At 72.4% G+C, this 24,195-nt stretch carries 24 protein-coding genes; 10 read left to right on the forward strand and 14 right to left on the reverse strand.

The genetic code is table 11. The features are described 5' to 3' along the window. Nucleotides 1-44 precede the first annotated feature (44 nt). Nucleotides 45-707, forward strand: coding sequence for a hypothetical protein (locus ACFYNP_RS02285; RefSeq protein ID WP_388781802.1), 663 nt, complete (start codon nt 45-47; stop codon nt 705-707). A gap of 137 nt (nt 708-844) precedes the next feature. After that, complete coding sequence (locus tag ACFYNP_RS02290) at nt 845-1,384, forward strand: bacterial proteasome activator family protein (protein WP_388413724.1); 540 nt, start codon at nt 845-847, stop codon at nt 1,382-1,384. A gap of 111 nt (nt 1,385-1,495) precedes the next feature. On the opposite strand, the gene ACFYNP_RS02295 is transcribed toward ACFYNP_RS02290, so the two are convergent. The 7 genes from ACFYNP_RS02295 to pdhA form a co-directional block, all read right to left on the reverse strand. Continuing rightward, nucleotides 1,496-2,473, reverse strand: a complete 978-nt coding sequence (locus ACFYNP_RS02295; RefSeq protein ID WP_388413727.1) for an NAD(P)H-quinone oxidoreductase — start codon at nt 2,471-2,473, stop codon at nt 1,496-1,498. A 10-nt stretch (nt 2,474-2,483) separates the two neighbouring features. Further along, nucleotides 2,484-3,539, reverse strand: a complete 1,056-nt coding sequence (locus ACFYNP_RS02300; protein ID WP_388414276.1) for a potassium channel family protein — start codon at nt 3,537-3,539, stop codon at nt 2,484-2,486. Between the two features lie 141 nt (nt 3,540-3,680). Then, complete coding sequence (locus tag ACFYNP_RS02305) at nt 3,681-5,039, reverse strand: molybdopterin molybdotransferase MoeA (protein ID WP_388781805.1); 1,359 nt, start codon at nt 5,037-5,039, stop codon at nt 3,681-3,683. Beyond that, a complete protein-coding gene (locus ACFYNP_RS02310; RefSeq protein ID WP_388781808.1) occupies nt 5,036-5,938 on the reverse strand; it encodes a DUF6457 domain-containing protein in 903 nt (300 codons plus the stop codon). Before ACFYNP_RS02310 ends, ACFYNP_RS02305 begins: the two co-directional genes overlap by 4 nt. A 69-nt stretch (nt 5,939-6,007) precedes the next feature. Then, a complete protein-coding gene (locus tag ACFYNP_RS02315; RefSeq protein WP_388781811.1) occupies nt 6,008-7,351 on the reverse strand; it encodes a dihydrolipoamide acetyltransferase family protein in 1,344 nt (447 codons plus the stop codon). Further along, complete coding sequence (locus tag ACFYNP_RS02320) at nt 7,351-8,358, reverse strand: alpha-ketoacid dehydrogenase subunit beta (protein WP_388413739.1); 1,008 nt, start codon at nt 8,356-8,358, stop codon at nt 7,351-7,353. Before ACFYNP_RS02320 ends, ACFYNP_RS02315 begins: the two co-directional genes overlap by 1 nt. After that, a complete protein-coding gene (pdhA, locus tag ACFYNP_RS02325; RefSeq protein WP_388781814.1) occupies nt 8,358-9,482 on the reverse strand; it encodes a pyruvate dehydrogenase (acetyl-transferring) E1 component subunit alpha in 1,125 nt (374 codons plus the stop codon). The genes ACFYNP_RS02320 and pdhA overlap by 1 nt, the downstream gene beginning before the upstream one ends. Nucleotides 9,483-9,662: 180 nt before the next feature. On the opposite strand from pdhA, the gene ACFYNP_RS02330 reads away from it, so the two are divergent. Continuing rightward, nucleotides 9,663-10,151 (forward strand): Lrp/AsnC family transcriptional regulator, encoded by a 489-nt coding sequence (locus ACFYNP_RS02330; protein ID WP_100575515.1) that lies wholly within the window; start codon nt 9,663-9,665, stop codon nt 10,149-10,151. 108 nt (nt 10,152-10,259) lie between these two features. Here ACFYNP_RS02330 and ACFYNP_RS02335 read toward each other — a convergent pair whose 3' ends face one another. Genes ACFYNP_RS02335 through ACFYNP_RS02345 form a run of 3 tightly spaced genes read right to left on the reverse strand, consistent with a single transcriptional unit; the run spans nt 10,260 to nt 13,247 of the window. Then, nucleotides 10,260-11,063 (reverse strand): alpha/beta hydrolase family protein, encoded by an 804-nt coding sequence (locus ACFYNP_RS02335; RefSeq protein ID WP_388781817.1) that lies wholly within the window; start codon nt 11,061-11,063, stop codon nt 10,260-10,262. Nucleotides 11,064-11,112: 49 nt separating this feature from the next. Next, nucleotides 11,113-11,706, reverse strand: a complete 594-nt coding sequence (locus tag ACFYNP_RS02340) for a TetR/AcrR family transcriptional regulator (RefSeq protein ID WP_388413747.1) — start codon at nt 11,704-11,706, stop codon at nt 11,113-11,115. Beyond that, entirely contained in the window at nt 11,703-13,247 is a 1,545-nt protein-coding gene (locus ACFYNP_RS02345) for a 3-hydroxyacyl-CoA dehydrogenase (RefSeq protein WP_388781819.1), read from the reverse strand. Before ACFYNP_RS02345 ends, ACFYNP_RS02340 begins: the two co-directional genes overlap by 4 nt. A gap of 198 nt (nt 13,248-13,445) precedes the next feature. On the opposite strand from ACFYNP_RS02345, the gene paaN reads away from it, so the two are divergent. Continuing rightward, a complete protein-coding gene (gene paaN / locus ACFYNP_RS02350) occupies nt 13,446-15,110 on the forward strand; it encodes a phenylacetic acid degradation protein PaaN (protein WP_388781822.1) in 1,665 nt (554 codons plus the stop codon). Between the two features lie 60 nt (nt 15,111-15,170). Here paaN and ACFYNP_RS02355 read toward each other — a convergent pair whose 3' ends face one another. The 3 genes from ACFYNP_RS02355 to ACFYNP_RS02365 form a co-directional block, all read right to left on the reverse strand. Beyond that, nucleotides 15,171-15,857 carry a TrmH family RNA methyltransferase gene (locus ACFYNP_RS02355; RefSeq protein ID WP_388781825.1) on the reverse strand — a complete coding sequence of 229 codons (687 nt, stop codon included), beginning with the start codon at nt 15,855-15,857 and terminating at the stop codon, nt 15,171-15,173. Beyond that, entirely contained in the window at nt 15,854-16,996 is a 1,143-nt protein-coding gene (locus ACFYNP_RS02360) for an HTTM domain-containing protein (RefSeq protein ID WP_388782228.1), read from the reverse strand. Before ACFYNP_RS02360 ends, ACFYNP_RS02355 begins: the two co-directional genes overlap by 4 nt. Nucleotides 16,997-17,232: 236 nt before the next feature. Further along, a complete protein-coding gene (locus ACFYNP_RS02365) occupies nt 17,233-18,138 on the reverse strand; it encodes a DUF5819 family protein (RefSeq protein ID WP_388781828.1) in 906 nt (301 codons plus the stop codon). Between the two features lie 513 nt (nt 18,139-18,651). Between ACFYNP_RS02365 and paaA the strand changes: the two genes are divergently transcribed. From paaA to ACFYNP_RS02395, 6 genes are all read left to right on the forward strand, one after another. Continuing rightward, nucleotides 18,652-19,785, forward strand: a complete 1,134-nt coding sequence (paaA, locus tag ACFYNP_RS02370; protein WP_388781831.1) for a 1,2-phenylacetyl-CoA epoxidase subunit PaaA — start codon at nt 18,652-18,654, stop codon at nt 19,783-19,785. Next, nucleotides 19,782-20,069, forward strand: a complete 288-nt coding sequence (paaB, locus tag ACFYNP_RS02375; RefSeq protein ID WP_100575521.1) for a 1,2-phenylacetyl-CoA epoxidase subunit PaaB — start codon at nt 19,782-19,784, stop codon at nt 20,067-20,069. Before paaA ends, paaB begins: the two co-directional genes overlap by 4 nt. After that, entirely contained in the window at nt 20,066-20,785 is a 720-nt protein-coding gene (gene paaC, locus ACFYNP_RS02380) for a 1,2-phenylacetyl-CoA epoxidase subunit PaaC (RefSeq protein WP_388781834.1), read from the forward strand. The genes paaB and paaC overlap by 4 nt, the downstream gene beginning before the upstream one ends. Continuing rightward, nucleotides 20,779-21,291: a 1,2-phenylacetyl-CoA epoxidase subunit PaaD gene (gene paaD, locus ACFYNP_RS02385; RefSeq protein WP_388413765.1), complete on the forward strand. Its 513-nt coding sequence runs from the start codon at nt 20,779-20,781 to the stop codon at nt 21,289-21,291. Before paaC ends, paaD begins: the two co-directional genes overlap by 7 nt. After that, the gene (locus tag ACFYNP_RS02390) at nt 21,292-22,344 is read left to right on the forward strand and encodes a 2Fe-2S iron-sulfur cluster-binding protein (RefSeq protein ID WP_388781837.1); all 1,053 of its coding nucleotides are present in this window, start codon (nt 21,292-21,294) and stop codon (nt 22,342-22,344) included. Nucleotides 22,345-22,654: 310 nt separating this feature from the next. After that, nucleotides 22,655-23,797: an acyl-CoA dehydrogenase family protein gene (locus ACFYNP_RS02395; protein WP_388781840.1), complete on the forward strand. Its 1,143-nt coding sequence runs from the start codon at nt 22,655-22,657 to the stop codon at nt 23,795-23,797. A gap of 16 nt (nt 23,798-23,813) precedes the next feature. Here the strand turns inward: ACFYNP_RS02395 and ACFYNP_RS02400 are convergent, their stop codons facing one another. Next, on the reverse strand, nt 23,814-24,158 hold the full coding sequence (locus ACFYNP_RS02400) for a rhodanese-like domain-containing protein (RefSeq protein ID WP_100575526.1): 345 nt from the start codon (nt 24,156-24,158) through the stop codon (nt 23,814-23,816). Nucleotides 24,159-24,195 lie beyond the last annotated feature (37 nt).

A 24,195-nucleotide genomic window follows, 5' to 3' on the forward strand; every position in this document is an offset into this window, starting at 1 on the left:
GGTCACCCAGGCGTTTCACGTCCGTACGGGAGGGGGCCCCTCGCATGGCTCCAGGGATCCGGTCGCTGTCCGCGGCCGTTTCACTGACGGGAGCGCTGCTCCTGACGCCCCTGCCGAACGCGGTCGCCGTCGGCATCCCCTCACCCGGTCCGCCATCGAACGCGGCCCCCTCCGGCCTGGCGCACGCGCACCCGTCATCGCGGGCCGACCTCTCGTTGCCGACCGAGCCTTCCTTGCGGACCGGTCCTTCCCTGCGGACCGATCCGTCGCGGCGAACCGACGATCCCTCCGCAGCACGGGCGGACGCCTCACCGCAGGCCGTCTCCGAGGATCAGCACCTCGCCGGCAGCCGTGCGGGGGAGGGCCGAAGACGCCCGGGACGCGTGGAGCCGCAGCAGAATCTGGACCCGTACGCGTTCGAGACGGTGGCACCCGACGAGGTGGCTCCGGCCCAGGACGCGGGAAACCTGCCGCCCTCCCCACAGGTCCAGCCCCCCGAACCCGCGGATCCGTCGCCGCCTCAGCCGCCGCCGACGCCCGCTCCCACCCCGGACGGGGCTCTGCCACCTCCGCGCCACCATCACCGCCAGCCGCAAGCCCTTCCCAGCAGCTCCGACCTGCGCGCCCATGTCCTCTCCCTGGGGGCGGGGCTGACCCTGACCGGCCTGGGACTCGGATTCCTGGCGCTGCGGCTCCGCAGGCCGTGAAACGGGCGCGCGCGGGTGGTCGCCGTTTCACGTGAAACGTCGTCTCCTGGGCGGGAATCACCGCCCGTCAGACGGTGGATCACCCCTTCCCGGGGGCACAACGTGATGTGAGGCACGTGTGCGAGAGAATGGGCGGCATGGAGATGCCGAGGAACGATAAGTCGCCGGACAGCCCCCACATCCTGGTCGTAGGCCAGGACGGTATGGCCATCGGCGGTGGAGACGACGAGTCCCGCGAGGTCCCGGTGACGGAGATGGTCGAACAGCCCGCCAAGGTCATGCGGATCGGCAGCATGATCAAACAGCTTCTTGAGGAAGTCCGCGCGGCTCCTCTGGATGAGGCGAGCCGCGTTCGCCTCAAGGACATCCATGCCTCTTCGGTGAAGGAACTAGAAGACGGTCTGGCGCCGGAACTGGTCGAGGAGCTGGAGCGGCTCTCGCTTCCGTTCACGGAGGAGGCGATTCCCTCCGAGGCCGAACTCCGCATCGCCCAGGCCCAGTTGGTGGGCTGGCTCGAAGGGCTCTTCCACGGCATCCAGACGGCTCTGTTCGCCCAGCAGATGGCGGCCCGCGCCCAGCTGGAGCAGATGCGCCGTGCGCTGCCGCCCGGCACCTCGCACGAGGACGACGACGAGGGCGGCCCGCACGCGGGCGCACGTTCGGGCCCGTATCTGTAAGCCGTATCCGTGAGGCCGTATCCGTCGGCCCGTGTCTGGCAGCGGGCCGACCGGATTCGGCTGTGAGAGGGGGCGCCTTCCCGGCGCCCCCTCTCCACGTTCTGGCTGCCGTCAGGCCGTGAGCAGTACCTTGCCGACGTGGCTGGAGGCTTCCAGCACCCGGTGGCCCTCGGCCGCGTCCGCGAGCGGCAGCGTCCGGTCCACGACGGGGCGCACCCGGCCCCCCGAGATCAGCGGCCACACATGCTCCCGCACGGCCGCCACGATGGCCGCCTTCTCCGCCGCGGGGCGGCCACGCAGCGAGGTCGCGGTGACCGCGGCCCGCTTGGTGAGGAGCGCGCCCAGGTTCAGCTCGGCCTTGGCGCCACCCTGGAGGCCGATGATGGCGAGGCGGCCGTTGACGGCGAGGGCCCGCACGTTCCGCTCCAGGTACTTCGCGCCCATGATGTCGAGAATGACGTCGGCGCCGACGCCGTCCGTGGCCTTCAACACCTCGTCCACGAAGTCCTGTTCGCGGTAGTCGATGAGGATGTCCGCGCCGAGTTCGGCGCAGCGCGCCAGCTTGTCGGGGCCGCCCGCGGTGACCGCCACCTTGGCGCCGACTGCCTTGCCGAGCTGGATCGCCATGGTGCCGATCCCGCTGGCCCCGCCGTGCACCAGCAGCGTCTCGCCGGGCCGCAGGTGGGACACCATGAACACGTTGGACCAGACGGTGCAGACGACCTCGGGCAGCGCGGCCGCCGAGGCCAGGTCCACGCCGGCGGGCACGGGCAGCAGCTGCCCGGCCGGGACGGCCACCTTCTGGGCGTAGCCACCGCCGCTCAGGAGCGCGCACACCTCGTCGCCGACGCTCCACCCGGACACCCCGGGCCCGAGCGCGGCGATCCGCCCGGAGCACTCCAGGCCCGGGTAGGGGGAGGCGCCGGGAGGCGGGTTGTAGAAGCCCTGGCGCTGGAGCACGTCGGCCCGGTTGACGGCGGCGGCGGCCACCTCGACGAGGACCTCGCCCTCACCCGGTACGGGATCGGGCACCTCCGCCCAGATCAGCGCCTCGGGACCGCCCGGCTCAGGAATCGTGATCGCATACATGCGGCCGACGCTACTCCGGCCCGGCCTCCGCCGCCGTGCCGCCGGCTCGAACGATCGTGATGAGCCGGTCGGTCAGCTGGAGCGGGCTCGCCTTGGCGTCGTCGTACGCCAGCAGCCGGTGGCCGCGCAGCACGCTCACCACCAGGTCCTCGGTCTCCCGTACTCCACGCCCGACCTCGCTCTTCCTCACGGGCCGCTCCACCATGTCCAGCCCGCTGCCCTGCTGGATCAGGTCCTCCATCACGGTGCCGGCGCTCGGGCTGAGCACGGAGAGGCCGAGCAGCCGGCCGGCGGCGCTGGCGCTCGTGATGACGGCGTCCGCGCCGGACTGGCGCAGCAGGGGTGCGTTCTCCTCCTCGCGGACCGCGGCGACGATCTTCGCGCCGCGGTTGAGCTGGCGGGCCGTCAGTGTGACCAGGACCGCCGTGTCGTCGCGCTGGGTGGCGATGATGACCCGGCCGGCCTTCTGCACCTCGGCGCGCAGCAGCACATCACTGCGGGTGGCGTCGCCGATGACGCCGACGAAGCCTTCCGCGTTGGCGGTCTCGATCACCTTGGCGCTCGGGTCGACGATGACGACCTGGTCCTTCTTCAAGCCTCTCGCGCACAGGGTCTGGATCGCCGAGCGGCCCTTCGTCCCGAAGCCGACGACGACGGTGTGCTGTCGCAATTGAGCCTTCCAGCGGTTGAGCCGCCACTCTTCACGAGTCCGTTCGGTGAGGACTTCGAGAGTGGTTCCGACGAGGATGATCAGGAACAGCACGCGCAGCGGCGTGACCAGCAGGATGTTGGTGAGCCTGGCGCTGTCGCTGTAGGGGACGATGTCGCCGTAGCCCGTCGTGGAGAGCGTGACAGTGGCGTAGTAGACGGCGTCGAGGAAGTCGACCTTGCCGTTGGCGTTGTCGTGATAGCCGTCGCGGTCGATCCAGACGATGAACGTCGTCAGCGCCAGTACGGCGAGCGCCATCAGGATCCGCTTGGCGACCTGGCGCAGCGGTCGGTCGACGACCCGGCGGGGCAGCGCCACGCGCCGGGTGATCAGGTTCTCGCCCGCCTGGCGTGCCATGACGTCATGGCCGGGCAGTTTCACGTGAAACACCCTTCAGAAATCGGCGAGTTGAGCGGTCGTGCGTGGTGTTTCACGTGAAACGGCCTTCGGGGCGGCGGGAGTTGTCGGCGAGGTCGTTGACGCAGGTGGTCCCGTGTTTCACGTGAAACACCCGCCGCCCGGACCCGACTGAGCCCAGGGAAGGTCGAGGATCTCGACCTCCTCACCTGCCCGCGCCCCGCCGGGCGGCACGACCGCGAGGCCGTCGGCGGCCGCGACACCGCGCAGCATCGCCGGGCCGTTGTAGTGCAGCGGCACCACCTGCTCCGCGCGGTGCACCACCGGAACGAGCCGACTGTCGTGAGGATGCCCCTGCACCTCGTTGCGCAGCGGCGCCGTGTACGTCATCGGCGTTGCCCGCTGGGCGAGTTCACGCAGCAACGGCTCGGCCAGGGTGAGCAGCCCGGAGACGGCGGCGAGCGGGTTGCCCGGCAGCCCCACCAGATGCTTCGCCACGCCGATCCTGGCCAGCAGCATGGGGTGCCCGGGCCGCACGGCGACCCCGTCGACCAGGAGCTCGGCCCCCGCTGTGTGCAGCACGGGGTGGACGTGGTCGAGGGGCCCGGAGGCAGTGCCGCCCGTCGTGATCACCAGGTCGGCCGAGGAGCTGGTGACGGCCGTCAGCAGTGCCCCCGCGTCGTCCTTCAGACGCCGGGTCCCGATGACCTCCGCGCCCAGCGCCCGCAGCCAGAACCCGAGCATCGGGCCGAGCGCGTCGCGGATGAGCCCGTCGTGCGGAAGCCCCCGGGTGAGCAACTCGTCGCCGAGGACCAGGATCTCGGCGCGGGGCCTCGGTACCGTACTCAGCTCGTCGTACCCGGCGGCCGCGGCAAGTCCGAGCACGGCCGGGGTGACCAGGGCGGTGGCGGGCAGCAGTACGTCGCCCGAGCGGCACTCCTGGCCGCGCGGGCGGATGTCCTGGCCGTGCAGCACCACACGGTCGGCATGGAGCTGAGTGCGGGCCTCGTCGCTGCGGGCGTGTTCGCTGCGGATCACCGCGGTGGCACCGGAGGGAATGCGGGCCCCGGTGGCGATGCGTACCGCCTCGCCGTCGGCGAGGGCACCGGCCGCCGCGTGTCCGGCGAGGACGCCGCCGTCCCGCACCCTCCAGGGGCCGGGCCCTGCGACGGCCCAGCCGTCCATGGCGGAGGTGTCGAACGACGGCAGGTCGGTGAGCGCGGTGAGCGGTTCGGTGAGGATCTCGCCCAGAGCCGACTCCAGCGGCACCCGGTGGGAGCGGACCGGCACGGCGCGGCCGGCCCGGGCGGCCACCGCGCGGGCGTCGGTCCAGGCCGCGGCGCGGTGGCGGGGAGCCGGGCGGGCGGCCGCCGGCTCGGGCTCGGCGGCACCCCCGGCGGTGGGCGGCGTCTCGCGTTCCGGGGTCTCGGGCGGCGCTTCGCGCAGCAGGGCGAGGGCTTCGTCGGATCCGTCGTCCGCCCCCGCGCTCCGGGCGGTCATCCGGCGTCGTTCCTCGGGCCGTCTGCCTCGGCCTCGGCCGCCCAGCGCAGGGCGAGCGCGGCGGCTTTGCGCGCCGCGTCCTCCACGTCCTTGCCCGAGCCGCCCGCCTGTGCGGCCGCGTAGCCGACCAGGAAGGTGGTGAGGGGGGCGGCGGGCCGGGCGACGCCGTGGGCGGCGTCCCTGGCCAGGTCGAGCAGAACGCGGGTGTCGACGTCCAGCTCGATGCCGAGTTCGTCCTTGACTGCGGTGATCCATTCGTCCAGCACGTCCCCATGGTCCCTGATCCGGGCCCGAGCGGCGGCGAGGTCCTCCCAGGTGTCGCAGTCGAACGAGGCGAGCGGGTCCGCCTCGACGCGGGCGAGGTCGAGTTCGCGGGTGAGCAGCCGCAGCGGGAGCCCGGCGAGCGAGCCGTGCTCGGTGGCGAGCAGCGCGAGTTCGCGGCGCAGGGGTTCGGCTCGGTAGACGGCGACGAGCGGCTGTTCGCGGCCGTCGGCGTCGGTGCAGAGCACGCCGTCGCGGCCGGTACGGCGCAGTTCGCCCAGGAGGGCGTCGACGGTCGGCGCGGCCAGGAACGGCAGGTCGGCCGAGAGCGCGAGCACGCTGGTGGCCGAGGTGCGGCGCACGCCCGCGTCCAGGGCGGCCAGTGGTCCGCCGCCGGCCGGCTCCTCCCGGGCCCACACCACGGGCCGTGCGGTGGGCCGCGGTACGCCGACCACCACGGTCGTCGCGGCACCGGCGCAGGCGGTGAGCACCCGGTCGAGCAGGGCCCGGCCGCCCACGCTGAGCCCCGGTTTGTCGGCGCCGCCCAGCCGCTTGGCGGCGCCTCCGGCGAGCACTACGGCGTCGTACCCCGGGGATACGGCGTCGTACGCGGGTGCTGCGGCGTCATACGCGGTCATCTTCCGAGTATGGACCGCCGGACGATCACGACTGTCCCCGCGAACGTCCCGAGTTCGCGGGGACGTTCGTCACAGGGTGCGCAGCAGCACGGCCGGGTGTTCCACGCAGTCCGCGACATGGCGCAGGAAGCCGCCCGCGGTACCGCCGTCGCACACCCGGTGGTCGAAGGTGAGCGAGAGCTGGACCACCTGGCGCACGGCCAGCTCTCCCTCGTGCACCCAGGGCTTGGGAATGATGCGCCCCACGCCCAGCATCGCCGCCTCGGGGTGGTTGATGATCGGCGTGGAGCCGTCTACGCCGAAGACCCCGTAGTTGTTGAGGGTGAAGGTGCCTCCGGTCAGCTCGGCCGGGGTCAGCGAGCCGGTGCGGGCCGCCTCGGTGAGCCGGGCGAGTTCGGCGCCGAGCGAGTCGACATTGCGGCTGTGCGCGTCACGGACGACCGGGACGACCAGGCCGCGTTCGGTCTGCGCCGCGAAGCCCAGGTGGACCTCGGGCAGCCGCACGATCTCGCGGGCCGCCGTGTCCACCGTCGAGTTGAGCTCGGGGTGGCGGGCGAGGGCCGCGGTGCAGATCCGGGCGAGCAGCGCGAGGACGGACACCTTGGGTCCACCCGCGCTGTTCATCGCGGCGCGGGCCGCCATGAGTTCCGTGGCGTCCGCGTCCACCCAGCAGGTGGCGTCGGGGATTTCGGTGCGGCTGCGGCTGAGTTTGTCGGCGACCGCGCCCCGGATGCCCTTCAGCGGGACGCGCGTACCGGCCGGGGCCGCGGAGGCGGCGGCAAGTCGGGGGGCGACCGCGGCGGCGGGTCGGGGGGCGACCGCGGCGGCGGGTTCGGCGATGGGCTCGGCGGGCCGGGCCGGCGCTTGCAGGGCCGATTCGACGTCGGCGCGCAGGATCAGCCCCTCGGGCCCCGTGCCCCGCAACTCCCGCAGATCGAGCCCGTGTTCGCGGGCCAGCCGGCGCACCAACGGTGAGATGACCGGCACCGGACCCGTGGGCCGCACCGGGGCGGGGGCCGCCTTGGGGGCGGCCGCCGGGGCGGCGGGCCGCACGCGCGGGCGGCGTCGGGTGGTGGCCGCCGCGGTCCCGTAACCGACCAGGACATTGCCCGAGTACTCGGAGGACTCGACGTCCTCGGCGTCCTCAGCGCCGGAGCGCTCCTGCGGCGGGCCGACCGCGACCGTCAACAGGGGTGCGCCGACGGGGAGTTCACTGCCCTCCTCACCGAAGCGGGCGGTGACGACCCCACCGTAGGGGCACGGCACCTCCACCATCGCCTTGGCCGTCTCCACCTCGACGACCGGCTGGTCCACGGCCACGACTTCGCCGACCTCGACGAGCCAGCGCACGATCTCCGCCTCGGTGAGCCCCTCTCCGAGGTCGGGCAGCTTGAACTCAAGCACCTTAGGCATCAGTGCTCCGCCTCCCACTGAAGCCGCGCCACCGCGTCCAACACCCGGTCCACGCCCGGCAGATGGTGCTTCTCCAGCATCGGCGGCGGATAGGGGATGTCGAAGCCGGCGACCCGCAGCACGGGCGCCTCCAGATGGTGGAAGCAGCGTTCGGTGACGCGCGCGGCGATCTCGCCGCCGGGGCCGCCGAACCCGGCCGACTCGTGGACGACCACGGCCCGCCCGGTGCGGCGCACCGAGGCGCACACGGTCTCGTCGTCGAAGGGAACCAGCGAGCGCAGATCGACGACTTCGAGGTCCCAGCCCTCCTCGCGCGCCGCCTCGGCCGCCTCCAGACACACCGGAAGGGACGGCCCGTAGGTGAGGAGCGTGGCGCTGCTGCCGGGGCGCCGTACGACGGCCCGGCCGATGGGCTCGACGGGTGCGGGATCCTCGGGCGACCAGTCGGCCTTCGACCAGTAGAGCCGCTTGGGCTCCAGGAAGACGACCGGGTCGTCGTCGGCGATGGCCTCCCTGAGCAGGCCGTACGCGTCCTCCACGGTGGCCGGCGTGACGACCTTCAGGCCGGGCGTGGCCATGTAGTAGGCCTCGCTGGAGTCGCTGTGGTGCTCGACGCCGCCGATGCCGCCGCCGTAGGGCACGCGCACCACGATAGGCATCGCCATGGCGCCGCGGGTGCGGTTGCGCATCTTGGCGACATGGCTGATGAGCTGCTCGAACGCCGGATAGGCGAACGCGTCGAACTGCATCTCGACGACGGGCCGCAGACCGTACATCGCCATGCCGACGGCCGTGCCGAGGATGCCGGCCTCGGCGAGCGGGGTGTCGGTGCAGCGGTCCTCGCCGAACTCCTTGGCGAGCCCGTCGGTGACCCGGAAGACGCCGCCCAGGGTGCCGACGTCCTCGCCGAGGACGTGGACGGTCGGGTCCTCGGCCATGGCGTCGCGCATCGCGCGTTGCAGGGCCTGCGCCATGGTGGCGGGTTTCCTGTCGGTGGCGGTGGTCATCACCGGGCCTCGGCTTCCAGCTCGGCACGCAACTGGGCCGCCTGCTCGCGCAGTTGGCCGCTCTGCGCGGTGTAGACCTCGGCGAACAGGTCCATCGGATTCAGGGACGGCTCGGCGTTCATCTGCTCGCGCAGGGCCGCGGCCATGGCCTCGGCGGCCTCGGCGGCGGCGCGTATGCCTCCCTCGTCGATCAGACCGCGGGCGGTCAGCTCGCCCTCCAGGAGGCGGATCGGGTCGTGCTCGCGCCAGGCGTCGACCTCGGCGGAGCCCCGGTAGCGCGTCGCGTCGTCGGCGTTGGTGTGCGCCTCCATGCGGTACGTGACGGCCTCGATCAGGGTGGGGCCGCCACCGCGCCGGGCCCGGCCGATGGCCTCGGACAGCACCTGGTGCACGGCGGGTGCGTCGTTGCCGTCCACCAGGCGGCCCGGCATTCCGTAGCCGACGGCCTTGTGGGCGAGGGAGGGCGCGGCGGTCTGCTTGGCGAGCGGCACGGAGATCGCGAAGCCGTTGTTCTGGACCAGGAAGACCACCGGGGCCTGCCAGACGGCCGCGAAGTTCAGCGCCTCGTGGAAGTCGCCCTCGCTGGTGCCGCCGTCGCCGACCAGGGCGAGCGCCACCACGTCGTCGCCCGTGAGGCGGGCCGCGTGGGCCAGGCCCACGGCGTGCGGGAGCTGGGTGGCGAGCGGGGTGCACAGCGGGGCGATGCGGTGCTCGCGCGGGTCGTACCCGGTGTGCCAGTCGCCGCGCAGCAGCGTCAGGGCCTGCACGGGGTCCAGGCCGCGGGCGACGGCGGCGAGGGTGTCGCGGTAGCTCGGGAACAGCCAGTCGCGCTCCTCCAGGGCCAGCGCGGCGGCGACCTCGCAGGCCTCCTGGCCGGTCGACGAGGGGTACACCGCGAGGCGGCCCTGCTTGGTGAGGGCGGTCGCCTGCGCGTTGAAGCGGCGGCCGCGGACCAGCTCGGCGTACAGCTTCAGCATCAGCGCGCGGTCGAGCTCGGCTCCGGTGCCGAGGACCCGGAACGGCTCGGGGTCCGGGAGGAGCGGCGCGGGGTCGGTGCGGGGCCTCCAGGCGGGGGGAGGGGTCGGCCGGTATGCGGCGGCACCGGGGAGCTCTTGGACCGTCATGCCAATGCACCTCCTTGTCGGAGCGGACATCCATGGGCGAGGCGCGACTGTGACGCCCCTCACCTACCGATTGTTCGGTCGTGGACGCATTTTGGCTACAGGCACCTTCAGCCTGTGGACAAACGGTTCTCCACAGCCTGGGATGGGAACAGGTCGTCCACAACAGGAAGGCGGGGGGACATGGCAGCTGAACAAATGGCCACCGGCGAGAACCGGCCGGTGCCGCCCCGGCCGCTGGACCAGATCGACCACGACATCCTGCGCATCCTCCAGACGGACGGCCGGGCCTCGATACGCTCCGTGGCGGACCGGGTGCACGTCTCGCGCGCCAACGCCTACGCACGCATCAACCGGCTCGTCGAGGACAGCGTCATCCAGGGTTTCACCGCGCGCGTGGACCACGAACGGGCCGGCCAGGGCGCGGCCGCGTACATCACGCTCAAGATCGTGCAGAACTCCTGGCGCACCGTGCGCGAACAGCTCAAGGAGTTGCCGGGGGCCGCCCACATCGCCCTGGTGAGCGGGGACTTCGATGTGCTGCTCCTGGTCCACACGCCGGACAACCGGGCGCTGCGGGAGCTGGTCCTGACCCGGATCCAGTCCATCCCCGAGGTGCTGTCGACGCGCACGCTGCTGGTGTTCGAGGAGACCGACCTGGACCCGGCGTAGCGCCAGCCCGGCTCGGTGGAACCGCCTCGGTAAGCGGCGGATCCGCCCTCAGTAAGTACTGCTCACGCGCAGGTCAGTAGGGACTGCTCACGGGTCCCCGAGGACTGGTCACGTGCAGTACTTCCTCAGGAAGGCGAGGACGGTGTCCCAGTTGGCCGGCGTGGCCAGGAGGGCCACTCCGTGCGCGGCCGAGCCCTTGACCTGGACGAGCCGGTTCTCCGGGGCCCTGTCGCTGGCCGCGCTCAGCTCCCGGGCGGCCGGGGCGAAGCCGCCGTCCTGGTCGCCCGCCATGTAGAGCACCGGCACGTCGAGGGCCGCCACGGCGTCGAGAGCGTCGATCGTGCCGTACTTCTCGGGGGCGGAGAGGGAAACCACCGCGTCCGGCTTCAGCATCATGTGGGCGGCTGCCCGGAGCGTGGCGGTGCCGCCCTTGGAGGCACCCATGAGAAGCAGCTTCCAGGCGCCCTCGGCGCGCAGGGTGCTCGCCGCGCCCTCGATCTCGGCGGCCTCGTCGACGGTCGTGCTGTTGACGGCGAGGACCCGGAAGCCGACCTTGCCGAGCGCGACGGCCTTGTCCTTCCACTGGCAGACGTTCCCGTCCGACTGGTGGGCGAGCACGATCCCGGTGTTGCCGCTGCCGGTCAGAAAGCCGCCCACGGGCGCCCCGGTCGCGCTCTTGAAGACGATGGAACCCGTCGCGGCCTGGGCCGGCGTCAGACACCCGAAGTCGTCGCCCCTGGCCGGCGCGGCGGGGGACGGCTCGGCCTTCTTGACGGCGGCCCGTGTGTCCTGTGGCCGGGGCGCCGCGCCGTCCTTGCCGCCCCCGCCACTGCACCCGGCCAGCGTCAGGCCCACGAGCAGCACCGTGACGCAGCCGGACACGAGGGACGCAGGTGTTCGCGAGGCAGCCATGACCGTGGATGTTGATCCGCTTCGGTGCCTCAGTCAACGGCACCGGGACTCAATGGCCGGTCCGCAACCCCTCGAAGGCCATCCGTACGACGGTGTCGGCCACCTGGTCCCCGTCCGCCTCCCCCTCGCGCTGCGGCCGGTACCACTCCACCAGCGAGTTGACCATGCCGAAGAGCAGCCTCGTCGCGAGGCGAATATCCAGGTCGGCGCGGAGATCGCCGTCCGCCACGGCCGCCTTGAGCAGATCGGCGACCCGCTGGTCGAACTCCCGGCGGCGCTCCATCGCCCAGCGTTCCGTCTTGGTGTTTCCACGGACGCGCAACAGCAGCGTGACGTAGGGAAGTTCGGCCATCAGGACCTCGACCGTACGTCGAGTGACGTACTCGACCCGATCGATCGACCGGCCGCGCCCGGCACCCGGCTCGTCCAGGACGCCGAAGAGCCCTTCGATGGCGCGGCTCACGGCCCGGTGGAGGAGCTCCTCCTTGCCGGCGACGTGATGGTAGATGGACGACTTGGAGATCCCGGCCGCTTTGGACAGGTGCTCCATCGAAGTGCCGTCGTAACCGCGCTCGTTGAAGATCCGCACGGCGACCGTGAGCAGCGTCTCGGGCGTGTAGGTGTCGCGCTTGGGGGTGGTCATGAACCCGTCTCCTCGTCGCCCGCGTACGCCTGCCGGAAGAGCGCGAGCGAGGGGGCGTAGCGGCCGGTGGGGCAGCGCTCGTGCAGTGCCGAGAGCAGGTCGTACGCCCAGTCCTGGCCCAGGCGCCGGTTCCATTCGACGGGCCCCAGCGGGTAGTTGACGCCGAGCCGCATCGCGGTGTCGATGTCCTCGGGCGAGGCCACGCCCTTGGCGACGGCGTCGGCGGCGAGGTCGGCGAGCATCGCGACGGTACGGGCGACGATCATGCCCGGCACGTCCCCGATGACGCTGACCTCCTTGCCGAGCTTCTGGAACAGGCCGACGGCCTCGCTGACGGCCTGCTCGGAGGTGTCCTCGCTCGCGGAGAGCGCGATGCGGGTGGCGCCCCGGTAGTCGAGGGCGAGGTCGAAGTAGACGACGTCGGCGAACTCGACGGACGTCTTGCCGTCGGCGGGTACGAGCTGTCCATCCCCCGGAAGCTCGATGTAGGGACCGCCCTCGTTGACGGTCTTCACCGCGATGCCGGCCTCGCCCATCATCGCCACGAGATCACGGGCCGGCCCCAGGTCGCCGACCACGGTGACGGCCGCGGGCGCCTGGGCGGGTGGAGCGGTGTGCGGGGCGGGCCGCGCCGCCTCTTGGGAGGACGCGCCGGGCGCGTCGTAGGCGTACCAGCCGCGCCCGCTCTTGCGCCCGTGCAGACCGGACTCGACGAGCCGGCGCTGGGCCAGGGACGGCGTGAACTTGGGACTCCGGAAGAAGGACTCCCAGACCGAGCGCGTCACCGCCTCGTTGACGTCCTGCCCGATGAGGTCGGTGAGCTCGAAGGGGCCCATGCGGAATCCGCCGCTCTCGCGCAGCACCGCGTCGATGGTGGCCGGGTCGGCGCCGCGCTCCTCGTAAACCGCGAAGGCCTCCGCGTAGAAGGGCCGGGCGATGCGGTTGACGATGAAGCCGGGGGTGTCGGTGCAGCGCACCGGGGTCTTGCCCCACGCCTTCGCCGTCTCGTACGCCCGGGTCGCCGCGGTCTCGTCGGTGGCGAAGCCGCTGACGACCTCGACCAGCGGGAGCAGCGGGGCCGGGTTGAAGAAGTGCAGGCCGACGAAGCGGCCCGGGTGCCGCAGCTTCCCGGCGATCGCGGTCACCGAGAGCGATGAGGTGTTGGTGGCGAGCAGACAGTCCTCGCCGACCACGTCCTCAAGGGAGCCGAACAGCTCCTGCTTGACCGGAAGTTGTTCCAGTACGGCCTCGACGACGAGCGCCGCGTCCGCGAGCTCGGCGAGTCCGTCGGCCGGACGCAGCCGGGCCAGCGCCGCGTCGCGCCCGGCGGCGTCCAGCCGGCCCTTGTCGACCAGGCGGCCCAGGCGGCCGGCGAGCGCGTCGGCGGCCTCGCGTGCGCGGCCCGGGACGGCGTCGTAGAGCCGTACGGGGTGCCCGGCGACGAGGGCGACCTGGGCGATGCCCTGCCCCATGGTCCCGGTGCCGACGACGGCGACGGTACGGCTCGGCGCGATCGCTGCGGCGCTGGCGGTTTCGGTCATGAACGCGATCCTCCCCTACGGCTTGCCCAGGGGCCCGGCGGGCCCCCTCCCGGGGCCGCACAGCAGGGGCCGCGGGGGGCTTGGCCGGTAGTTGTCCACAGGTTTCCCCGGGCCCCCTTGTCCCGACCGATCGTTCGGTTACTCTAACGGTGTCCGGCTCTCCCTGCCCAGCTCGAAGACTCGACGAGGAGTTGCTCCATGCAGCTGACCGAGAAGCACAGGCCCACCCTGGACGGGGCCCTGGAGGCAATCCGCACGCGTGCGTACTGGTCGCCGCATCCGGAGCACCCCAAGGCCTACGGAGAGACGGGCGCCGAGGACGGCAAGGCGGCCTTCGACGCGCTCCTGAACCGCCGCTTCGACCTCGACCAGCCGGGCACGGACGACTGGACGGGCGCCGAAGTCTCGCCCTACGGGATCGAGTTGGGCGTCCAGTACCCGCACCCCGACCTCGACGTGCTGCTGCCCGCGATGCGCGCGGGCATGGCCGCCTGGCGGGCCGCCGGGCCCGAGACTCGGGCGCTGGTCTGCGTCGAGATCCTGGCCCGCATCGGCGCCCGGACGCACGAGTTCGCGCACGCGGTCATGCACACCAGCGGCCAGGCGTTCATGATGGCGTTCCAGGCGGGCGGACCGCACGCCCAGGACCGCGGCCTGGAGGCCGTCGCGTACGCCTACCAGGAGCAGACGCGCACGCCGTCGGGTTCTGCCGCCTGGTCCAAGCCCCAGGGCAAGCGCGAGCCGCTGGAGCTCGCCAAGACGTTCACGCCGGCCGGCCGCGGCATCGCCCTGCTGATCGGCTGCAACACCTTCCCGACCTGGAACGGCTACCCGGGTCTGTTCGCCTCGCTGGCCACCGGCAACCCGGTCCTGTTCAAGCCGCACCCGCGCGCGGTCCTGCCGCTCGCGATGACGGTGAAGGTGGCGCGCGAGGTCCTGGCCGAGGCGGGCTTCGACCCGAACCTGGTGGCGCTCGCGGCCGAGCGGCCCGGCGAGGGCATCGCCAAGACCCTCGCGGTGCGCCCCGAGATCAAGATCATCGACTACACGGGCTCCTCCGCCTTCGGCGACTGGCTGGAGACCAACGCGCGCCAGGCGCAGGTCTACACGGAGAAGGCCGGCGTCAACACGGTGGTCATCGACTCCACCGACGACTACAAGGGCATGCTCGGCAACCTGTCCTTCTCGCTGTCCCTCTACAGCGGCCAGATGTGCACCACCCCGCAGAACCTGCTGATCCCCCGCGACGGCATCACCACGGACGCGGGAAAGAAGACCTTCGACGAGGTGGTGGGCGACCTCGCGGCGGCGGTCGGCGGCCTGCTCGGCGACGACGCCCGGGCCAACGCGCTGCTCGGCGCCCTGGTCAACCCGGACGTGAAGTCCCGCCTGGAGGCGGCCTCCGGCCTCGGTGAAGTCGCCCTGGCCTCCAGGGAGGTGGCCAACCCCGAGTTCCCGGACGCGGTGGTGCGCACCCCGGTCATCGTCAAGCTGGACGGCGCGAAGCCGGACGCGGAGGCGGTCTACCTCTCGGAGTGCTTCGGCCCGGTCTCCTTCGCCGTCGCCGTCGACTCCACGGCGGACGCGGTCGAGCTGCTGCGCCGCACGATCCGCGACAAGGGCGCGATGACGGTCGGCGCGTACACCACCTCCGAGGAGGTGGAGCGCGCGGTGGAGGACGTCTGTCTGGACGAGTCGGCCCAGCTGTCGCTGAACCTGACGGGCGGGGTGTACGTCAACCAGACGGCCGCCTTCTCCGACTTCCACGGCTCGGGCGGCAACCCGGCGGCCAACGCGGCCCTGTGCGACGGGGCGTTCGTCGCCAACCGGTTCCGCGTGGTGGAGGTCCGCAGGCAGGCCTGAGCCCGCTTCGGCGGCAAACGGCCGGTCCCTGAGCCCGGCCCGGGGTGGAGCGGGGGCGCGTCAGCCGGGAACGACGGCGTGCCTCTGCACCCAGGCGTGCATCGCGATGGCCGCCGCGGCCCCGGCGTTGATGGAGCGCGTGGAGCCGAACTGGGCGATGGAGCACACCAGTTGGGCGTGCTTGCGGGCTTCCTCGGTGAGCCCGGGCCCCTCCTGGCCGAAGAGCAGCACACACCGGCGCGGCAGCTCGGTCCGCTCCAGCGGCACCGCGCCGGGCAGGTTGTCGATGCCGATGATCGGCACGTCCTCGGCCAGCGCCCACGCGGTCAGCGACTCGGTGTCCGGGTGGTGGCGTACGTGCTGGTACCGGTCGGTGACCATGGCGCCGCGCCGGTTCCAGCGGCGCCGCCCCACGATGTGGATCTCCTTGGCGAGGAACGCGTTCGCGGTCCGCACCACGGAGCCGATGTTGAAGTCGTGGCCCCAGTTCTCCACGGCCACGTGGAAGTCGTGCCGCCGGGTGTCGAGGTCGGCGACGATCGCCTCGCGCGTCCAGTACCGGTAGGCGTCGACGACATTGCGACGGTCGCCGTGCGCGAGCAGCTCCGGGTCGTAGCGCTCGCCCTCGGGCCAGGGCCGCGGGTGCGGGCCGACCCCGACCTCGGCCGGGCCGAAGCCTTCGTCGTACTGGATGGGGTCGGCGGCCGGGGCGTCCTCGGCCGGGACCGGATGATCGGTGCTGCTCACCCCACGAGCGTACGTGGCCGCTCGGGCTCCTCCGCCCGCTCCCGGCGCTGCGCGGGAAGGCGCGCGCCCGGCCGCAGCCGGCCCGCGTACGCACCCACCCCGCGCAGGAAGGGCGTCGGCAGGAACACGGCGTCGGCCGCGATCATCGCGAGCGAGAAGAACGGCAGACCCAGCAGGACCGCGATCCCGGCGTGCTCCAGCATCATCGCCACGAGCAGCACGTTCTTGACCCGCCGGTTGAACAGCGTGAACGGGAACGCCACTTGGACCATGACCGTTCCATAGGTGAGCAGCATCACGATCACCCCGCTCGTGCCCAGGAGGGAGGAGAGTTCGGGCCACGGCGAGAAGTAGTCCAGCTTCAGCGGGTAGAACAGCGCGGTGCCGTCCTGCCAGCGGCTGCCCTGGATCTTGTACCAGCCGGCCGTCGCGTAGACCAGGCAGACCTCCGCCATGATCACGACCATGGCCGCGTTGTGGACGAGGTTCGCGAGGATGTCGAGCAGCGCCCGTGCGTCCGCGTCGCCACGACGCCGCACCGCCCACCACAGCCCCTGGGCGGCCCACATGCCCCAGAACACGACCCACAGCCACCACTCGCCGCCACCGAAGACGCCGGACCCGGACGTGCGCCAGGTGGCGACCAGCAGCCCGAGGCCGCACACCACCCACAGCACCGGGCCGACGCGGTCGCGGGTCACTCCGCGCGCGGCGCGCCGCGCGTCCAGGGACCAGACCCGCGCACAGCGCGTGAAGACCAGATACATCGCCATCAGGTGGATGACGTTGTCACCGCCGTCCCCCATGAAGACGGAGCGATTCTGCAACGACAGCACGCCGATCATGAAGAGCACGGACATCGTGCGGGTGCGCCAACCGACCAGCAGCAGCGCGCTCGACACGATGGCGAGGGCGTACACGAACTCGAACCAGAAGGCGCTGTCGGTCCAGAGCAGCGCGGTGAAGGCGTGGTTGCCGGACACCAGACGGTTGCCGAGGCCGAAGCTCCAGGGCCCGTCCGGGCCGTACAGCTGGTGGCGGTTGGGCAGCTCGCGCAGCAGGAAGAACAGCCAGGTCGCGGAGAAGCCGATCCGGACGACGGCGCTCTGGTAGGGGCCGAGGGCGACGCCCGACACCATCCGCACCGCCCGCGCCGCCCGCGTCTCGCCGGTGTCGGCGGCGGAGCCGGACGGCTTGGCGGCCGCGGCGGAGGCAGGAACGGTAGGGGCGGCGGGAGAGGGAGAGGGAGAGGGAGCGGCAGCCGGATCGGCAGCGGAAGTAGCAGCGGGAGTGGTGTCGGGATTGGGGGCCGGGGGGTGAACGGCCGGAGGGGTGGCGGGGGCGGTCCTGGTCGGGCCGTCGTGGTCGTACGTGCTCAACGCTTCGCCTCCGTACGTGCGTCACCGGCGCCCGAGGGCAGGTCGGCCGGGGTCACCGTCCACCACGGCACCTCCCGGTAGGACGGCCGCGTATCGCTCTTCTCGTCGCTCCACGGCGGGTTCTTGACCGAGGTGGTCATGGACCTGACCTGGATCCGGTCGACGGTGCCGCCGTCGCGGTGCGTGCCGAGCCGGAGCACCAGGATCCGGCGCAGATACTCCTCGGACAGCTCGCCGCGCAGGCCGTTGGCCTTGTTGTCGTCGGTGTGCGACCCCACGAAGAAGTCCCAGGCGCGGCGCAGTTCGTTCTGCTCGGTGTGGCTGGGCAGCGGGTTGTGCCGGATCGCGGCGCCGTCCTGTGCCGAGAAGTCGATCCAGCCGGTGGTACGGACGCTGCCGTCCGGCATCTTGAGCTCGGCGCGCGCCTGGACGTCGATGTTCTGCTGGAGCGGATTGGGCGCGAAGAGCTTCCAGTTCTGCTCGAACTCGGGGTAGATCCAGTCGTCCACGGCCTTGCCGTACTGCTTGCTGACCGTGTTGGGCGGCGCCACGTGCAGGAAGACCATCCCTATCTGCACGCAGGCGATCACGCCGATGACCGCGAGCGCGAGTGCGGCCACCACCTGGAAGCGGAAGGGCAGCCCGGCGATCCCCCGCGAGGGAACGCCTCCGCCGGGGCCCGCGGGGCCGATCGGCTGGGGGTCGCCGGGGCCGGTACTGGTGCTGGTTGCGGGAGCGGCCGGGTCGGGGTCGGTGCCGAGGCCGGTGCTGGTGCTGGTTGCGGGAGCGGCCGGGCCGGGGTCGGAGGCGGCGGCGGCCGATCCGGCGGAGCCGGGGCCGGGGGCAGGGGCAGGGGCGGGGCCGGTGCTGGCGGCCGCGGTCGGCTGGCGGCCTGAGGCCACACCCGCGTCCAGCTTCGGCCACGAGGCGCGGCCACGGCCCGGCCGCGTGGACTCGGCGGGCTGTGCGGGCTCGGCGGGCTCGGCGGGCCGGGTGGGCTCAGTTGGCTCGGTCCCGGACGGCCCCGTGGCGGGATCCGGAGCCTGATCGGGCGCCGCCCGCATGGCGGAAGGTGGGTCGGAGACCGCCGCCGAATCGAAACCGGCGTCCTCCGCAGGGCCGGACGTGGTTTCCGGTCCGGCGTCCCCACCCCGTTCGGCCGAACCCCCGCCCCCGCTCCCCGCAGGGCCGACGGCCTCGGCCGCAGTGGCCTTGACCTGCCCGGATTCCGCTCCGTCGGCCTTGCCGCCGGCTTCGGTCCCGTCCTTGTACGAATCCATCCCGCCCCGATCGGCACCCGCTGAGTTATCCACAGGGTTGACACCCTACGGGCCGTCGACTCACCATTGAAGTCATTGAACCGAACGATCGGTCGGTTGGTGGACAGCCGCACAGCAGCTCGGCAGGGGGCCGGAATGACCGGAGTGACCGCGACAGCCACGGCAGCCGCAGGTACGGACGCGTCGTACCTGGCGGTGTTCGACGCGGCGGTCGCCGCGGACGAGCGGATCGAGCCACGCGACTGGATGCCCGAGGAGTACCGCTCCACGCTGGTCCGTCAGATGGCACAGCACGCCCACTCCGAGATCATCGGCATGCAGCCGGAGGCGAACTGGATCACCCGCGCCCCGTCCCTGCGGCGCAAGGCCATCCTGATGGCCAAGGTGCAGGACGAGGCGGGCCACGGCCTCTACCTCTACAGCGCCGCCGAAACGCTCGGCACCGGCCGCGACGAGCTGCTCGACAAGCTGCACTCGGGCCGCCAGAAGTACTCGTCGATCTTCAACTACCCCACCCTGACCTGGGCCGACGTCGGCGCGATCGGCTGGCTGGTGGACGGCGCGGCGATCACCAACCAGGTCCCCCTGTGCCGCTGCTCCTACGGGCCGTACGCGCGGGCGATGGTCCGCGTCTGCAAGGAGGAGTCCTTCCACCAGCGGCAGGGGTACGAGCTGCTGCTGGCCCTGTCGCGGGGGACGCCCGAGCAGCACGCGATGGCGCAGGACGCGGTGGACCGCTGGTGGTGGCCCTCGCTGATGATGTTCGGCCCGCCGGACGACGAGTCCGCCCACTCGGCGCAGTCGATGCTCTGGAAGATCAAGCGGCACTCCAACGACGAGCTGCGCCAGCGCTTCGTGGACATAGCGGTCGGCCAGGCCGAGAGCCTCGGCCTCACCCTGCCCGACCCGGATCTGCGCTGGAACGAGGAGCGCGGCCACCACGACTTCGGCGCGATCGACTGGACGGAGTTCTGGGAGGTCCTCAAGGGCAACGGCCCCTGCAACGAGCAACGGCTCTCGCAGCGCCGCCGAGCCCACGAGGAGGGCGCCTGGGTACGGGACGCGGCCGCCGCGTACGCCACGAAGGAGCAGGGGCGGCAGGCACGGCGGAGCCGGCTGAGCGAGCCGGGCGAGCCAGGTCAGCCGGTCCGGTCAGGCCGGCAGGGCGAGCAGAGCGAGCCGGGCCGGCAGAGCGAGCCGAGCCAGCAGAAGCAACAGGGACAGCAGGAACAACAGGGGCAGGACGCGAACGGGGAGGCGACGGCATGAGCACGCACGACTGGCCGCTCTGGGAGGTGTTCGTGCGCGCGCGCCGCGGGCTGTCCCACACCCACGCGGGGAGCCTGCACGCGCCGGACGCCGAGATGGCCCTTCGCAACGCCCGCGATCTGTACACCCGCAGGTCGGAGGGCATCTCGATCTGGGTCGTGCCGTCGAGCGCGATCAGCGCGTCCTCGCCCGACGAGAAGGACTCCTTCTTCGACCCGGCCGCCGACAAGCCCTATCGCCACCCCACGTTCTACGAGATCCCGGAAGGGGTGAAGCACCTGTGACCGCCACCGTCCCGGCACAGGCCGCCCTCGCCCTCGGCGACGACGCCCTGGTGCTGTCGCACCGGCTCGGTGAGTGGGCCGGGCACGCCCCTGTCCTCGAAGAAGAGGTCGCCCTGGCGAACATCGCCCTCGACCTGCTCGGCCAGGCCCGGCTGCTGCTCTCGCAGGTCGGCGACGAGGACGAGCTGGCCTACCTCCGCGAGGAGCGGGCCTTCCGCAACCTCCAGCTCGTCGAGCAGCCCAACGGCGACTTCGCCCACACCATCGCCCGCCAGCTGTACTTCTCGACGTACCAGCACCTGCTGTACGGCGAACTGGCGGCGGGCGGCGGCGAGTTCGCCCCTGTCGCGGCCAAGGCCGTCAAGGAGGTCGAGTACCACCGTGACCACGCCGAGCAGTGGACGCTGCGGCTCGGCGACGGCACCGAGGAGAGCCACGGCCGGATGCGGCGGGCCTGCGAGGCGCTGTGGCGCTTCACCGGCGAGATGTTCCAGCCGGTGCCCGGTCTGGACCTCAACTGGGCCGGTCTGGAGGCACGTTGGACGGCCTCGGTGACCTCGGTCCTGGGCCGGGCCACCCTGACCGTCCCGGAAGGCCCCCGCACCGGAGGCTGGGCGGCGGGAGCGGGCCGGCAGGGCCTGCACACCGAGACGTTCGGGCGGATGCTCGCCGAAATGCAGCACCTGCACCGCAGCCACCCGGGGGCGTCATGGTGACCGGCACGGCCCCCACCGCCCCCACCCCCCTGGAGACCGAGCTGCGCCGCCTCGCCGGCTCCGTCCCCGACCCGGAACTGCCGGTGCTGAGCCTGGAGGAGCTGGGCGTGCTGCGGGCCGTGCAGGTCGAAGGCCCGGGCCGGGTGCGCGTCGAGCTCACCCCCACCTACACCGGCTGCCCCGCCATCGAAGCCATGTCCTCGGACATCGAGCGCGTGCTGCACGAGCACGGCATGGAGCACGTATCGGTGGTCCGGGTGCTCTCCCCCGCCTGGTCGACGGACGACATCAGCGCGGAGGGACGGCGCAAACTGGCCGAGTTCGGCATAGCTCCGCCGCGTCCGCACACCGCCGAGGGTCCGGTCGCGCTCACCTTGTCGGTGCGCTGTCCGCACTGCGGATCCACCGACACCGAGCTGCTCAGCCGCTTCTCCTCCACCGCCTGCAAGGCGCTGCGCCGCTGCGTGTCGTGCCGTGAACCGTTCGACCACTTCAAGGAGTTGTAGATGTTCCATCCGCTCCGGGTCAGCGAGGTCGAGCGGCTCACCGACGACGCGGTGGCCGTCACCTTCGCCGTGCCGCCCGAGCTCCGCGAGGCCTACCGGCACGTCCCCGGCCAGCATCTCGCCCTGCGCCGCGGCGTGCGGGGCGAGGAGATCCGCCGTACGTACTCGATCTGCGCGCCCGCCGTGGAGGCACCGGGGGAGCCGGTGCTGCGGGTCGGCATCCGCCTGGTGGAGGGCGGCGCCTTCTCCACGTACGCCTTCAAGGAACTGGCCGTCGGCGACACCGTCGACGTCATGGAGCCGATGGGCCGCTTCGTGCTGCCCCCGCGCGCCGGGCACTTCGCGGCGATCGTCGGCGGCAGCGGCATCACCCCGGTCCTGTCGATCGCGGCGACCCTGCTCGCCCGCGAACCGGAAGCGCGGTTCTGCCTGATACGCAGCGACCGCAGCGCCGCGTCGACGATGTTCCTGGAGGAGACGGCCGACCTGAAGGACCGCTATCCCGAGCGGTTCCAGCTGGTCACGGTGCTGTCCCGGGAGGAGCAGCAGTCCGGGCTGCCTTCGGGCCGGCTCGACCGCGAGCGCCTGAGCGGGCTGCTGCCCGCGCTGCTTCCGGTGGCGGACATCGACGGCTGGCTGCTGTGCGGCCCCTTCGGCCTGGTCCAGGGCGCCGAGCGGGCCCTGCACGGGCTCGGCGTCGACCGCGCCCGCATCCACCAGGAGGTCTTCCACGTGGACGCGGCCCCGGTACCCGCCGCCCCGGCCGCCGCGCCCGCACACGCCACGCTCACCGCGACCCTGGACGGGCGCTCGGGCAACTGGCCGGTGCGGGAGGGGGAGTCCCTCCTGGAGACCGTGCTGCGCGCCCGCGCCGACGCCCCGTACGCCTGCAAGGGCGGCGTGTGCGGGACGTGCCGCGCCTTCCTGGTCAAGGGTGAGGTGCGGATGGAGCGGAACTTCGCGCTGGAACCGGAGGAGACGGAGGCCGGCTACGTGCTGGCCTGCCAGTCGCATCCGGCGACGGGAGAGGTGGAGCTGGACTTCGACCGGTGAGGTGGACGCGGGCGGGGTACGGACGCGAGTCCCTGAGTGCGCCGCGCCCCGGGGCCGGCGGGATCCGTGGGACGGCGGCATGGCCCGAGGATGTCGGCATGCCCCCGGGGACGGCGGCATGCCCCGGGGACGGCGGGCCCGTTCCCAGGCCCTTGGGCGGGCCCGATCCCATCCCAGGGGCGGGCCCATTCCCATCCCGTAGAACCTGTTCTATCTTGACGAACCGTCAGATCCGTTTGGAGAGCGCGCTGTTCGTGCTGTGGCGCGCGCTCGGACCGGACGGAACCGGTGCGTGCGGGAGGACTGAGCCGTGGACTTCACCTTCACCGAGGAGCAGCTGGCTGCCGTAGAGGCGGCCAAGGCGGTCTTCTCGGGCGTCGCCCCCGACGCGGTACCCAGCCCCGCGCTCACCGCGGGCGCCGTAGCCGAGGACTTCGACCGCCCGCTATGGGCCAGGCTCGCCGCGTCCGACCTGCTGAGCCTGGTTCTCGACGCCGAGCACGGCGGGGCGGGGCTCGACCCGATCGCCCTCTGCCTGGTGCTGCGCGAATCGGCCAGGGTCCTCGCCCGGCTGCCGCTCCTGGAGACCAGCGCGGTCGCACTGACCGTACAGCGTTACGGGCAGGCCGAGTTGAGGCGCGAGCTACTGCCCGCGGTCGGTCGGGGGGAGCTGGCGCTGACCGTCGCCGCCAACGGCCGCACCGGCCACGACGGCGCCGAACTCGCCGTCACCGCCGGCCGGGACGGCGACCACTGGGTGTTCGACGGCGCGCAGACGGGCGTGCCCTGGGCCCCGACCTGCGACCGCATCGCCGTACCCGCCCACACCGCCGACGGCCACACCGTCCTCGCGCTGGTGCCCCGCGCCGAGCGGGGCGTGACTCTCGCCGAGCAGATCTCCACCAGCGGGGAACGGTTCGCCGAGCTCCGCCTCGAAGCGGTACGCGTCGACGCGGGCGCGGTCATCACCGCGGACGGCGCCTGGGAGTGGCTGCGCGACCTGCTCGCGACCGGAACCTGCGCCCTGGCCCTGGGCCTCGGCGAGGCCGTGCTCGCCCTGACCGGTCACTACACCGGAAAGCGCGAGCAGTTCGGGCATCCGGTGGCGACGTTCCAGGCCGTCGCCGTCCAGGCGGCCGACCGCTACATCGATCTGCGCGCCATGGAGGCGACCCTGTGGCAGGCGGCCTGGCGCATCAGCACCGGCGCCGACAGCGCGCTGCCCGTCGCCGGTGATGTCGCGGTCGCCAAGATCTGGGCCTCCGAAGGGGTGCGCCGCGTCGTGCAGACCGCCCAGCACCTGCACGGCGGGTTCGGCGCCGACACGGACTACGCGCTGCACCGCTACCACGCCTGGGCCAAGCAGCTGGAGCTCTCACTGGGCTCGGCCGCGGCCCACGAAGAGGCTCTGGGCGAGCTCCTCGCCTCCCACCCCCTCGGGCAGCCCGCGTAAGCCTCCTCCGACGGGGTCAGACGACCGTGCCCGGCGCGCCCTGGTCGTCGACGACCTTGCGGCCCGAGGCCTCCCAGACCTGCATGCCGCCGTCGATGTTCACCGCGTCGATGCCCTGCTGGACCAGGTACTGGGTGACCTGGGCCGAGCGTCCGCCGACCCGGCACATCACATAGGCCCGACGCCCGTCCGCCACCGCTTCGGTCACCTCGCCGAAGCGGGCCACGAAATCACTCATCGGCACGTGCAGCGCGCCCTCGGCGTGCCCCGCCGCCCACTCGTCGTCCTCGCGGACATCGAGCACCAGGGCATCGGCCGGCACCTCAGCGACATCCACCGAGGGCAGCTGGGCGAAATTCATGGGTCATGCCTTCTCTCGTACGAACCCGGCAGGTCCC

Origin of the sequence: Streptomyces sp. NPDC006691, from assembly GCF_042869955.1 — a bacterium.
Lineage (GTDB): Bacteria > Actinomycetota > Actinomycetes > Streptomycetales > Streptomycetaceae > Streptomyces.

What these genes read in the sequence shown, in the direction of transcription:
- ACFYNP_RS02285 (WP_388781802.1), top strand. Translation starts at nt 45, where the DNA reads ATGGCTCCAGGGATCCGGTCGCTGTCCGCGGCCGTTTCACTGACGGGA.
- ACFYNP_RS02290 (WP_388413724.1), top strand. Translation starts at nt 845, where the DNA reads ATGGAGATGCCGAGGAACGATAAGTCGCCGGACAGCCCCCACATCCTG.
- ACFYNP_RS02295 (WP_388413727.1), bottom strand. Translation starts at nt 2,473, where the DNA reads ATGTATGCGATCACGATTCCTGAGCCGGGCGGTCCCGAGGCGCTGATC.
- ACFYNP_RS02300 (WP_388414276.1), bottom strand. Translation starts at nt 3,539, where the DNA reads ATGGCACGCCAGGCGGGCGAGAACCTGATCACCCGGCGCGTGGCGCTG.
- ACFYNP_RS02305 (WP_388781805.1), bottom strand. Translation starts at nt 5,039, where the DNA reads ATGACCGCCCGGAGCGCGGGGGCGGACGACGGATCCGACGAAGCCCTC.
- ACFYNP_RS02310 (WP_388781808.1), bottom strand. Translation starts at nt 5,938, where the DNA reads ATGACCGCGTATGACGCCGCAGCACCCGCGTACGACGCCGTATCCCCG.
- ACFYNP_RS02315 (WP_388781811.1), bottom strand. Translation starts at nt 7,351, where the DNA reads ATGCCTAAGGTGCTTGAGTTCAAGCTGCCCGACCTCGGAGAGGGGCTC.
- ACFYNP_RS02320 (WP_388413739.1), bottom strand. Translation starts at nt 8,358, where the DNA reads ATGACCACCGCCACCGACAGGAAACCCGCCACCATGGCGCAGGCCCTG.
- pdhA (WP_388781814.1), bottom strand. Translation starts at nt 9,482, where the DNA reads ATGACGGTCCAAGAGCTCCCCGGTGCCGCCGCATACCGGCCGACCCCT.
- ACFYNP_RS02330 (WP_100575515.1), top strand. Translation starts at nt 9,663, where the DNA reads ATGGCAGCTGAACAAATGGCCACCGGCGAGAACCGGCCGGTGCCGCCC.
- ACFYNP_RS02335 (WP_388781817.1), bottom strand. Translation starts at nt 11,063, where the DNA reads ATGGCTGCCTCGCGAACACCTGCGTCCCTCGTGTCCGGCTGCGTCACG.
- ACFYNP_RS02340 (WP_388413747.1), bottom strand. Translation starts at nt 11,706, where the DNA reads ATGACCACCCCCAAGCGCGACACCTACACGCCCGAGACGCTGCTCACG.
- ACFYNP_RS02345 (WP_388781819.1), bottom strand. Translation starts at nt 13,247, where the DNA reads ATGACCGAAACCGCCAGCGCCGCAGCGATCGCGCCGAGCCGTACCGTC.
- paaN (WP_388781822.1), top strand. Translation starts at nt 13,446, where the DNA reads ATGCAGCTGACCGAGAAGCACAGGCCCACCCTGGACGGGGCCCTGGAG.
- ACFYNP_RS02360 (WP_388782228.1), bottom strand. Translation starts at nt 16,996, where the DNA reads ATGGTGTCGGGCGTCGCCCTCGGCCCCTACCAGAGCGCCGTCGTCCGG.
- paaA (WP_388781831.1), top strand. Translation starts at nt 18,652, where the DNA reads ATGACCGGAGTGACCGCGACAGCCACGGCAGCCGCAGGTACGGACGCG.
- paaB (WP_100575521.1), top strand. Translation starts at nt 19,782, where the DNA reads ATGAGCACGCACGACTGGCCGCTCTGGGAGGTGTTCGTGCGCGCGCGC.
- paaD (WP_388413765.1), top strand. Translation starts at nt 20,779, where the DNA reads ATGGTGACCGGCACGGCCCCCACCGCCCCCACCCCCCTGGAGACCGAG.
- ACFYNP_RS02390 (WP_388781837.1), top strand. Translation starts at nt 21,292, where the DNA reads ATGTTCCATCCGCTCCGGGTCAGCGAGGTCGAGCGGCTCACCGACGAC.
- ACFYNP_RS02400 (WP_100575526.1), bottom strand. Translation starts at nt 24,158, where the DNA reads ATGAATTTCGCCCAGCTGCCCTCGGTGGATGTCGCTGAGGTGCCGGCC.